Below are 10580 nucleotides of genomic sequence, written 5' to 3' on the forward strand. Positions count from 1 at the left end.
CTCCGCGCCTCTGCGTCTCCGCGCCCTCCGCGTTAAATCCCAGAGACTTCGAAAAAAATCCTAGCGCTGTTTGACCGGGCGCATGAGGAACCAGAGGACCGGCAGGGTGCCGATGACCAGCATCAGGGCGGCGGGGGCGGCCAGTTCGAGCATTTCCTCGCTGGCTTCAATCCAGATGCGTACCGGCAGGGTGTCGAAGCCGGTGGGGCGCAGGATCAGGGTGGCGGGCAGTTCCTTGAGCGTGTCGATGAACACCAGCACCCAGGCGCTGATCATGCCACCGCGGATCATCGGCAGGATGATACGACGCAGGTTTTCCCAGGTTCCGGCACCGAGGCTGCGGGCAGCCTCTTCCATCGACGGCGTCAGTTGTTGCGCCGCCGCTTCCTGGGCCTGGATGGCCAGCGGCAGAAAACGGATCAGCATGGCGATCACCAGCACCGCCAGGCTGCCATAGAGAATATCCACCTGGCTCAACACAAAGGCGAGAATCCCCAGTGCGATGACCGGCCCCGGCAGCACAAAGCCGACGCTGGAGACATGCAGATAGGCCTGGCTCAGCCAGCTGCGTTCCCGCGCGTGGTAGAGCGCCACGGGCAATGCCACGATCACGGTCAGGCTCGCGGCCAGCACGCTGACGAGCAGGGAATTCCCCACGTAACCCCAGAATCGATCGCTGATGAGATCCTGCATCCAGGCTTCCCAGCTCCAGATCAGCATCCAGAGAATCGGCAGGACAAAGGCAAACAGGGCGATCAGGCCCAGCCAGAACCAGATGGCGACAATCTCGAAGCGGGTGGCGCGACGGGCGGTATAACGCTTGGCCTGCGCCGTGCCGTAATAACGCTGCCGGTTACGAAAGAAGCGTTCCAGAATCAAAAACGTCAGGCTCAGGGAGACCAGCACCAGGGACAACCCGGCCGCCGCGTTATAGTCAAAGCGCCCGGTCATCTGTAAATAAATGCTCAGAGTAAAGGTCTGATAACGCATCATGCTGACCGCGCCAAAATCAGACAATACATGCAACACGACCAGCGCCAGCCCCGCCGCAATCGCCGGGCGCATCAACGGCAAATTGATCCGCCAGAAGACCTGGGCCGGACGCGCCCCCTGAATGCGGGCCGCCTCTTCCAGGTTTTGCTGGGAACGGGACAGGGAATCCTGCACCAGCAAAAAGACATAGGAAAAGCCGGCCAGGGTCAGAATAAAACTGACCCCCACCACGTTAAAGAGATCCGGTATTGCCACCGCCTCGCCAAACAGCCATTGCCAGGCCTGGCCGATCCAGCCGCTATCATCAAACAGTGTGGTATAGATGTGCGCAAACACATAGGTGGGAATGGTCAATGGCAAGACCATCAACCAGATGGCAATGCGCCGGCCCGGAAACTCCCGCCGGGTAATCCACCAGGCGGCGGACACGCCCAGCACTATGCTACCGACACCGACCAGCACCGACAGGGACAACGTATTCCATAACAGACCCGGCAGCCGACTGCTCCACAGGCCGACCCAGCCCTCGCTGTCGAGCTGCAGGCTGCTGTGGATAACAAACACCAGCGGGATCGCCGCCAGCAACACCACCAGGAGCGACAGGGCGCCGCGCAGGGTCATGCGACTATTGATCAGCGGCAGAGTAACGGTTTGTGTGGCACTCAAATCGGCAATCTTCAACACTTACTTGCTGGTTAAACGCGTTACCGCCCGGATACCGGACGGCAAGATAAAATCATTTGTTCCGGTAACGGCGTACCGTTACCGGAATGCGCTACGAATTACGGCATGCCCACTTCTTCGATCAGATCCAGCGTGGCGTTGCGCATGTCACCCAGGCGAGCCATCGGGACATCGGCCACCTTGTAGGAATCCCGCGGCGGCACCTCATCGGCGGCCGGGACGCCCGGACGCGTCGGATATTCGCGATTAACCTCGGCGAACATTTTCTGGCCTTTTTCGGATACAGCAAAGGCCAGAAACTTTTCCGCCGCCTCGACTTTCTGGCTATGGCGACTCAGGGCAACGCCGGCCACGTTCCAGGCCACACCCATGCCGTTCTCACCCTGATCCGGAATAATCACCTTCAGGGGCGCATCAGGATGCTGATCCAGGTGACGATAGATGTAATAGTGATTGACCAGACCGATCGCTTTTTTGCCGTCCGCGACCGCGTTAACAATCTTGCTGTGTTTGTTAAACACACTGCCACCCACATTATCCTTCATGCCCTGCAGCCAGTCACCGGTCGCCTCCTCGCCAGCCGCCAGCATATAGACGGTCACCCCGGCGATATAGCTTTCGTTGCCGCTGTGGGTGATGGCCAGCTTGTCTTCCAGGCGCGGATCGGCCAGATCAAACACCGATTTGACGAAGTCGGTTTGCGACTGTTCGCTGTTGGCCACCAGCATCCGGGCCCGTGCGGAGAGCCCCAGCCAGCTGTTATCCGGTGCCCGGTAGTTAGCCGGAATCACCTGGGCAATCTCGTCCGAGATCGGGCGAAACAGCCCCATCTCACTGCCTTTTTGCAGATTGCCGGCATCGTTGCTGATATACAGATCCGCGTCGGTCCGATCGCCTTCCAGCTTGAGCTTGTTCAGCAAGGCGGTGGATCCCCCGGCATGCAGCAAGACCTTGATGCCGGTCTCTTTCTCAAACGCCTCGACCACCGGTTTGACGAATTTGTCCGACCGGCCGGAGTAGATCACCAGCGGATCGGCCGCCAGTGCCTGCAGGGAGAAAAGCCCTGCTAAAAATACGAGTAAAAGACGTGATTTCATAAATCTCCCACCTACATATATATAGAATGCCTGATTTATTGAATGATAATTATTATCATTAGCAAAAGCAACAGGCATCGATTCCGAAATAACGAAAAATTCCGCCCCTTTCCCGCTCCGGCCCGCCTCAGGGCCGGGTGGCAATCAGACGTAACACGGCGGCGGATCCCTGGTGGTATTTTCCCTCGGCCAGCCGGGTTTCGAGCGATTCGAGCAGCTCGATCTTTGCCCCGGCGAAATCTTCGCGCAACATCGCTTCGCTAAACAGCATCTCCGGGAACGGCGGACCGCCGGATGGATAGTCGATCTGTTCGGGGGTGAATCCCTCGAGAAGGATCGTGCCACCCGGCTTCAACGCCGCCAGGCAAGCCCGATGGATCGAGCGACGATCCCCGGGTTTGAAATGCACAAAGATGCTCACCACAAAATCGTATTCGTCGACCGGCCACTGCCATTGCGTGAGATCGGCACAAATGGTCTGCAGGGAAACACCGGCCTCGCGGGCCATTTCGCGAGCCTTGGCCAGCCCCGTTTCGGACTGGTCCACTGCGGTCACCTGTAATCCTTGCCTGGCCAGCCAGACGCCGTTGCGCCCTTCCCCCTCGCCGATCAGCAGGACTGTCTGCCCCGGTTGAAAACGGGCTTGCCGGGAGACCAGAAACGCGTTCGGTTCCGTACCGTAGGCAAACCCTGCTTCGGCATAACGGGTTTCCCAGAATGATCGTTCCATACAAGCAAAGCTCCTGTGTCCAATACCTGTAACGGCATGCGTGGCCGGTAACCCCGTTAGTCTCCGATATGGCGAACCAGTGAACGAAAGGTCAAACCCTGCACCACAACGGCAAACAGCACGACCACCGCAGTCACCAGCACCAGCACCTCACGCGCCTCGCCCGCCGGCAGGGACAACACCAGCGCGATACTGATTCCCCCGCGCAATCCGCCCCAGGTCATGATCTGAACCGAGCCTGGCGCCTGGGCACGAAACCGACGCAAGACAGTAACCGGCAGGCCCATGGCAATAAAACGACCCAGCAACACCAGTGGCAGAATCGCCAGCGCCGCCAGCAGGTATTCCATGCGAAAACCGGGCAACATCACTTCCAGTGCCAGCAGAACAAACAACGCCGCGTTAACCAGCCCCCCGATCAATTCCCAGAAGTCGTGCAGATGCCGGCGCGACTTCTCACTCATGGCCAGTAAAGTGCCATGATTGCCCAGCACGAGTCCGGCCGCCAGTAACGTCAACGGCCCGGACAACGCCCCGTGCCCGGCCAGCACCAGCGCCCCGACCACAAGCGCCAGCAGGATCAGAACTTCCACCTGGTAATGATCCACATGCCGTAACAGGCGATAAGCGGCCAGTCCGATAAGCAGGCCGAATAACAGACTGCCCCCCACCTGCCAGATGACCCGATCGATTATCGCCATCCCCCCGGGCGCGACCACCATTGCCATGAGCAGCACGCACAGCACAACCGCCAGGCCACCGCCAAGCACCGACTCGCCCGCCATGCGATGCTGCAACTCGGGGGCAACACGAACCCGTGCCAGCAGGCCGCGCACCATCACCGGATCGGTCGCTGCGATCAACGCGCCGAACAACAAACCGTATAGCCAGGGTAACGTAATGCCGAGACCGGCCAGGATGATCCAGCTGAGTGTGCCGGTCAAAAACACCGACACACCCACACCCAGGATGACCAGCGCCAGAACGACCCAGGTCTGCCTGGCCAGATCCGCCAGATTCAGGCGCAGGGCGCCGGCGAACAACAACAGGCCCAGCAAGCCTGACACCAGTGGTTCGTAGACCGCGTGTCCTCGCAGCCAGACCTGCGCCTGAACCGCCGGCCCGCCCGGTTCAACCCAGACCCCCAGCGCCAGAGCCAACGACCACAACAGAGCCATCAGCACCAATCCCAGCATGATCGGCAAGCGCAGATAGCGTTCATTCAAAAACGCAAACCCCGCCATCAGCACCAGCAACACCGCGGCAATATCCAGGGGATTCATAAGCGGCCACAAATTCGTAAGATGGATAAGGATATTAAGGGTTTACACCGGGTTTGCAAAGCCGGACTGGCAGGATTTACCGCCCGTCAATTATCGAATTAACTGGAAAATAACGCGGAGAACGCAGAGGCGCGGAGACGCGGAGGAAAACAATCTAAGAATGACCTTATCGCTCGAAGGTCGCATCACTGCACAACACAACAAGCCATGGTTATTACTTAAACTCTCTCACCAGGACATCTTGCCATCAGCACAGGCAAGCAGTGCAATGCATATGACGCATACTGTTAATTCTATTCTTCTCCGCGCCTCTGCGTCTCCGCGAACTCCGCGTTCACTTCCAGTGACCTGTAACTTGCGATTCAACGCAACGGACGTCCCATCGCTTGCTGCATGATTATCTTTTTGATGGGTGCGAGGCGGTTGGTGAGGTTGAGGCCGCTGTTGCGCAGCCAGCGCAACGGGCCCCACTGGCTGCCGAACAGGCGTTTGAAGCCGTCCATGGCGATCAGCATGGCGCGGTTGTCGGCACGGCGCCAGCGCTCGTAACGGCGCAATAGCGGCAGCGCGCCGAAGTCCCTGTGTTGCTGTTGCGCCTCGCCGATCACCTGCGCCAGGGAGTCGGCATCGGCAAAGCCGAGGTTAACGCCCTGCCCGGCCAGCGGATGAATGGTATGCGCCGCATCCCCCACCAGCGCCAGACGCGGCTGGATGTAATGCTCGGTTTCGAAAAAGCGCAACGGGAACACCGCGCGCGGCCCGCAGGTTTCTATCGCCCCGAGGGTATAATCGAATGCGGCGGCCAACTGCTCGCAAAAAGCGGCGTCGTCCATCGCTTGCAGTTGCTGCGCCTGTTGTGGCGAGGTGGACCAGACAATCGAGGAATAGCCCTCGCTCAGCGGCAGAAACGCCAGCGGCCCGTCGGGCATAAAACGTTGCCACGCCGTCTCGCGGTGAAACTGTTCGGTTTTCACATAGGTGACCAGCGCAGCCTGATCATAATCCCAGCCACGCACGCCGATACCGGCCTGACGACGCACCCATGAATTACCGCCGTCGGCACCGACCAGCAGTTTCGCTGTCAACGGTTCCTCTCCTTCCAGGAGCAGGCGAACTTGTTCGTCCTCAAACGCGATCGCCGTCGGTGTTACCGGCGCCAGATAATCGATATTCTTCGCCGCATCGATTTGCCGATGCAGTGTTTTTATCAGCACCCGGTTCTCGACAATGTGCCCGAGCGTCGCCTCACCCAGCTCGGCACTGTCGAAGTGAATCACGCCGTCGCCGCTGGCATCCCAGACATGCATCTCGCGAAACGGACTCACTCGCTCGCCGTGATCGCCGGGCCAGGCATCCAGTTGTTGTAAAAACGCCTCGCTGGCACGGGTGATGGCACTGACCCGCAGATCGAAACCTGCGTCCGGCCAGTCGGCCTCGAAACGTTTTGTATCGAGCAGCGCAATGCGCAACGGTGTATCGGCCAGGGCACAGGCCAGGCTGGCACCGACCATGCTGCCGCCGACAATGATCAGATCATAGTCGCGGTTCACAGTTTCAATCCCCGGCCCAGGCGCGGCAGTTTGCCGACATAGCCCATGGCATGTCGCACCAGCTGTTTTTTCAGCGGCGGCAGAATATCCAGCAACGTCAGTCCCAGGTTGCGCACCACCGCCAGTGGCAGGAAGTTATTGGAAAACAGGCGCACCAGGCCGTCGGTCGCCAATGACGTTTGCAAATGATCCCGCCGGCGCCACTGCGCATAACGCCGCAGAACAGTCAGCTCGCCGATGTCCTCGTCTTGCGTCAACGCCTCGGACAGCACCTGGGATAACACCGCCACGTCGCGCAAGCCAAGATTAAACCCCTGCCCGGCTACCGGATGCAGGGTGTGGGCGGCGTTACCGATCACCGCCAGGCGCGGTCGCACATGCTCGCGGGTTTGCAAAAACTTGAGGGGATAAAGATGCCGCTGACTGGCGCGGGTAAAGCGTCCGGCCCGCTCGCCGAAGCGTTCTTGCAGTTGCGACAAAAAGGTGGCCTCGTCCCACTCCTGTACCGCCTCGACCTGATCCGGTTTGAGCGTCCACACCAGGGCAAACGCATTGTCGTTGCCCTGCTCATCGCGCATGGGCAACAGCGCCATCGGTCCGCTGTCGCTAAAACGCTCGTAAGCAATGTTGCCATGCGGACGATCGACGGCCACGTTGCTGATCAGCGCCGACTGATGATAATCCAGCGTGAACGTCGCAATCCCGCTGTCGTTGCGGATAAACGAATCCCCGCCGTCGGCCGCCACAACCAGCGCCGCGGTAATTTCCCGCAGCTCGCCATCCTGTTTTAAAACCACTTTGGCGTGCGTCGGGGCAAACTGTACGGCCTTGACACTGGCCGGGCAGAGCAGTGTCACGTTGGCCTGCTGTTCAAGTTGCCGGGAGAGCGCCTGGCCCAGTACCCGGATCTCGGCCACATAGCCCATCGCCGCCAGTCCCTGTTCGGCGGCATCCAGATGGGCACTGCCGGCATGGCCTCGATCGGACACATAGATCTGTCGAATCGGTGTCACACCCTGCGCTTCGATCGCGGACCATACCCCCATGGCCTCGAAGATCTGTTGTGAACCGTAGGCCAGCGCCACGGTGCGCGCATCGAAACCGGGATGCTGCTGCGTATTGAAGGGATGCGCCTCGACCACGGCAATCCGCAGGTCGGTGTCGGCCAGCGCACAGGCCAGGCTGGCGCCGACCAGGCCGCCGCCAACAATCACCAGATCGAACTCATTCGGGGTCGCCGCGTTCATCCGGCCATCAATGCCTCGATTTCGTCGGGATCCTTGGGCACATCACGGGTCAATACTTCGCAACCCTCTTTGGTCACCAGCACATCATCCTCGATGCGAATGCCGGTGTTGTGCCATTTTTTTGCCACCTCGCTGTGCCGCGCCGAGATATACAACCCCGGCTCAATGGTCAGGGTCATTCCCGGCTCCAGCACACGCCATTCGGTATCCACCTTGTAGTCGCCCACATCATGCACATCCATACCCAGCCAGTGGCCGGTACGGTGCATGTAATACGGCTTGTAGGCCTGGTCCTCGAGCAACTTGTTCAGCGACCCCTTGAGAATACCCACATCCTTGAGCCCCTGAGTGAGTACCTTTACCGCCGCCTCGTGCGGATCGTTCCAGTGATTGCCCGGTTTGACCTGTTCGATCGCCGCGTACTGGGCCTCCAGGACAATCTCGTACAGGGTCCGTTGCGCTTTGCTGTATCGGCCGTTAACGGGAAAGGTGCGCGAAATATCCGCCGCGTAATAGTCGTACTCGGCCCCGGCATCGATCAGCAACAAATCGCCGTCATTCAAAGACGACTGATTTTCGATGTAATGCAGGATACAACCGTTGGCCCCGCCGCCGACGATGGAGGGATAAGCCGGAAAACGCGCGCCCTGTTGCATGAAGGTATGCAACAGCTCGGCCTCGAGCTGGTATTCATACAGCCCAGGCTTGCAACTTTGCATGGCGCGGATATGCGCCTGCGCGGAAATTTTGGCTGCTTTGCGCATCGCCTTGATCTCCTGGCTGCTCTTGTACAGGCGCATGTCGTGCAGATGATGCTCCAGCGAGACGAACTCGCCCGGCGTATGGATACCGGCACGGGACTGTTTGCGCAGGCGATTGACCCAGCCGATCAGGCGCTGATCGAAATCCGGGCTGGCGCCCATGGTGTAAAACACACGCTCCTTGTTCTCCAGCAACCCCGGCAAAATGTCGTCGATATCATCAATGGGAAACGAATCATCCGCCTTGTAACGTTCCACCGCCCCTTCCTGACCGGCGCGCGGCCCGTTCCAGACCTCCATATCGGGGTCGTTCTCGCGACAGAACAGAATATACTCACCGTGCTCGCGCCCCGGCACCAGCACCGCTACCGCCTCCGGTTCGGGAAAACCCGTCAGATAATAGAAGTCACTGTCCTGACGATACTGAAACTCCGTATCGCGATTGCGCATACGCTGCGGCGCCGCCGGCAAAATCGCCACCGAATCCGGTCCCATCAGCTCCATCAGGTGCTTGCGGCGTTTGGTAAATTCCTGTGTATTCATCACTAAAGTTACAAGTTGTCAGTTGTCAGTTTCAGTAACGAGGGCCAAGGTACGAGTGACGAGGAAAAACTTCTCAGTCGGAGGCTGTAGGAGGGGCTTTTAGCCGCGACAGATCGTGCGGTTAGCAATATCTATCGCGGCACAGCCGCCCCTGCGAACCTTTGGGGTTCGCCTTCCTCGTCACTCGTACCTCGTCCCTCGGCCCTGTGTTTTAATGTATCGGCACCTCGCCGTCACCCGCGCTCGAGTACTGTCGGCGCAACTCTTCGCGAAACAGCAGTACGCCCATACGCAGGTATTCGACCAGTTCGGCATAGGCGGCTTCGTCCTCGCCGTCGTCTTCGAGCTCGTAGCCTTCGGCGCGGGAGATTTCCAGCATGTCCTGGATAATTTCGGGCAGTTCGCCGGGGAGGTTTTCCGGTTGCTGGATCCCGCCCGCGGCCAGGCCGGTTAAAAATCCCTGGCACCAGTGCCCGAGTGCTTCCACCCGTACCCCCAGGGTGGTTTCGTCGTGGGGTAATAATAAATGGAACTCGAACTGTTCGCTGTCGAACTGTTTGCGGGTCTCCTCAAACAGGGTCAACAACGGTTCGGGGGTTGGCGCCAGGGCATCCCGGCTCGGGCCGGTGAGCACCATGGCCAGCCAGCTGTCGACGTCCAGCCCCTGGATGGTGCAGAACATGGCACACAACAGGCCGTGGCCTTCCGCCGCTTCGGTATCGGCGCCCTGGGCATGCAGGGCGTCGGCTACCAGGTCAAAATCGGGAAGTGATTCGGTCATTTATATAGGGTATACGGCAGCTGAAATCGAGAGGATAAGCCATTTGCCCCATCAGCAACAGTCACGAAGGTCAAATGACGGTTTTTGGCTGAACGGGCCCGTTGACCCTGCCCGGCCGCCGCTCTATATTGAGCCCTAGACTGAATTGGCGTCCCGAATCAGCGATAACAACGACTTATAAGTGATACTTGATGGACGAACTGGACCTGAAAAAGCTTGAAACACGCGTCGATGACCTTATCAAGGCCGTAGACCGGTTGCAGCAGGAAAATAAAACCCTGCGCGACAGCCAGACAAATCTGATGTCGGAGCGCAACCAGCTGGTGGAGAAAACCGAGCTGGCGCGCAACCGGGTCGAGGCGATGATCGAGAAACTCAAGGCGATGGAAAATGAGTGACAAGCCGGCCAACACGGTAACGGTGCACATCCTGGACAAGGAATACCTGATCGCCTGTCCGGAAGAGGAAAAGCACGATCTGATGCGCTCGGCCGATTACCTGGACATGAAAATGCGCGAGATCCGCGACAGCGGCAAGATCGTCGGCACCGATCGCATTGCCGTGATGGCCGCGTTAAATATCTCTCATGAGCTACTGACACAGTCCGGGCCCGACAGCAAAATGGACAGTGATGTCAGTGGCCGCATCAAGGGCATTCAGGACAAGATCGAGGATGCCCTGTTCAAAACCCGGCAGATGGAAATCTGACGCCGGTAACCGAGTCAATGGGCGTCCCCTGCGGTATGCGTGAGTCGATTGGGATATTCTTGAGCCGATAAACACATCCCCGGGAGCCGAGATTCGGTGTTGTGTGCAAGTCCGGCCCCGACCGGAAAGCCTGATACACCGGAAGACGCTCCCACCTTGAACCCCTGGTTCAAGACGAAAATCACCACGGTACAGGCGGGGGC

At 59.2% G+C, this 10580-nt stretch carries 10 protein-coding genes and 1 other RNA gene; 3 read left to right on the forward strand and 8 right to left on the reverse strand.

Annotated features, from left to right (window positions below; genetic code table 11):
* Positions 1–60: 60 nt before the first annotated feature.
* From RI563_RS03355 to RI563_RS03390, 8 genes are all read right to left on the reverse strand, one after another.
* Positions 61–1659, reverse strand: coding sequence for an iron ABC transporter permease (locus tag RI563_RS03355; RefSeq protein WP_310692931.1), 1599 nt, complete (start codon positions 1657–1659; stop codon positions 61–63).
* A gap of 116 nt (positions 1660–1775) precedes the next feature.
* Entirely contained in the window at positions 1776–2774 is a 999-nt protein-coding gene (locus RI563_RS03360; RefSeq protein ID WP_310692932.1) for an extracellular solute-binding protein, read from the reverse strand.
* A gap of 127 nt (positions 2775–2901) precedes the next feature.
* A complete protein-coding gene (locus RI563_RS03365) occupies positions 2902–3504 on the reverse strand; it encodes a class I SAM-dependent methyltransferase (RefSeq protein ID WP_310692933.1) in 603 nt (200 codons plus the stop codon).
* 56 nt (positions 3505–3560) lie between these two features.
* Entirely contained in the window at positions 3561–4787 is a 1227-nt protein-coding gene (locus tag RI563_RS03370; protein WP_310692934.1) for a cation:proton antiporter, read from the reverse strand.
* Between the two features lie 362 nt (positions 4788–5149).
* Positions 5150–6337 (reverse strand): UbiH/UbiF/VisC/COQ6 family ubiquinone biosynthesis hydroxylase, encoded by a 1188-nt coding sequence (locus tag RI563_RS03375; RefSeq protein WP_310692935.1) that lies wholly within the window; start codon positions 6335–6337, stop codon positions 5150–5152.
* A complete protein-coding gene (gene ubiH / locus RI563_RS03380) occupies positions 6334–7584 on the reverse strand; it encodes a 2-octaprenyl-6-methoxyphenyl hydroxylase (protein ID WP_310692936.1) in 1251 nt (416 codons plus the stop codon). Before ubiH ends, RI563_RS03375 begins: the two co-directional genes overlap by 4 nt.
* Positions 7581–8888 (reverse strand): Xaa-Pro aminopeptidase, encoded by a 1308-nt coding sequence (gene pepP / locus RI563_RS03385; protein ID WP_310692937.1) that lies wholly within the window; start codon positions 8886–8888, stop codon positions 7581–7583. The genes ubiH and pepP overlap by 4 nt, the downstream gene beginning before the upstream one ends.
* Positions 8889–9099: 211 nt before the next feature.
* Positions 9100–9669, reverse strand: a complete 570-nt coding sequence (locus RI563_RS03390) for a UPF0149 family protein (RefSeq protein ID WP_310692938.1) — start codon at positions 9667–9669, stop codon at positions 9100–9102.
* A gap of 191 nt (positions 9670–9860) precedes the next feature.
* Here RI563_RS03390 and RI563_RS03395 point away from each other — a divergent pair, with 191 nt between their 5' ends.
* The 3 genes from RI563_RS03395 (at position 9861) to ssrS (ending at position 10580) form a co-directional block, all read left to right on the forward strand.
* Positions 9861–10067: a TIGR02449 family protein gene (locus tag RI563_RS03395; RefSeq protein ID WP_310692939.1), complete on the forward strand. Its 207-nt coding sequence runs from the start codon at positions 9861–9863 to the stop codon at positions 10065–10067.
* Entirely contained in the window at positions 10060–10377 is a 318-nt protein-coding gene (locus RI563_RS03400; RefSeq protein ID WP_310692940.1) for a cell division protein ZapA, read from the forward strand. The genes RI563_RS03395 and RI563_RS03400 overlap by 8 nt, the downstream gene beginning before the upstream one ends.
* 22 nt (positions 10378–10399) lie before the next feature.
* A non-coding RNA gene (gene ssrS, locus RI563_RS03405) (6S RNA) lies at positions 10400–10580 on the forward strand.

It is taken from the genome of Thiohalophilus sp., from assembly GCF_031581315.1.
Lineage (GTDB): Bacteria > Pseudomonadota > Gammaproteobacteria > UBA6429 > Thiohalophilaceae > Thiohalophilus.

Bases quoted from the DNA above. Each gene is read 5' to 3' on its own strand.
- RI563_RS03360 (WP_310692932.1), bottom strand. From the start codon at position 2,774: ATGAAATCACGTCTTTTACTCGTATTTTTAGCAGGGCTTTTCTCCCTG.
- RI563_RS03365 (WP_310692933.1), bottom strand. From the start codon at position 3,504: ATGGAACGATCATTCTGGGAAACCCGTTATGCCGAAGCAGGGTTTGCC.
- RI563_RS03370 (WP_310692934.1), bottom strand. From the start codon at position 4,787: ATGAATCCCCTGGATATTGCCGCGGTGTTGCTGGTGCTGATGGCGGGG.
- ubiH (WP_310692936.1), bottom strand. From the start codon at position 7,584: ATGAACGCGGCGACCCCGAATGAGTTCGATCTGGTGATTGTTGGCGGC.
- pepP (WP_310692937.1), bottom strand. From the start codon at position 8,888: ATGAATACACAGGAATTTACCAAACGCCGCAAGCACCTGATGGAGCTG.
- RI563_RS03390 (WP_310692938.1), bottom strand. From the start codon at position 9,669: ATGACCGAATCACTTCCCGATTTTGACCTGGTAGCCGACGCCCTGCAT.
- RI563_RS03395 (WP_310692939.1), top strand. From the start codon at position 9,861: ATGGACGAACTGGACCTGAAAAAGCTTGAAACACGCGTCGATGACCTT.
- RI563_RS03400 (WP_310692940.1), top strand. From the start codon at position 10,060: ATGAGTGACAAGCCGGCCAACACGGTAACGGTGCACATCCTGGACAAG.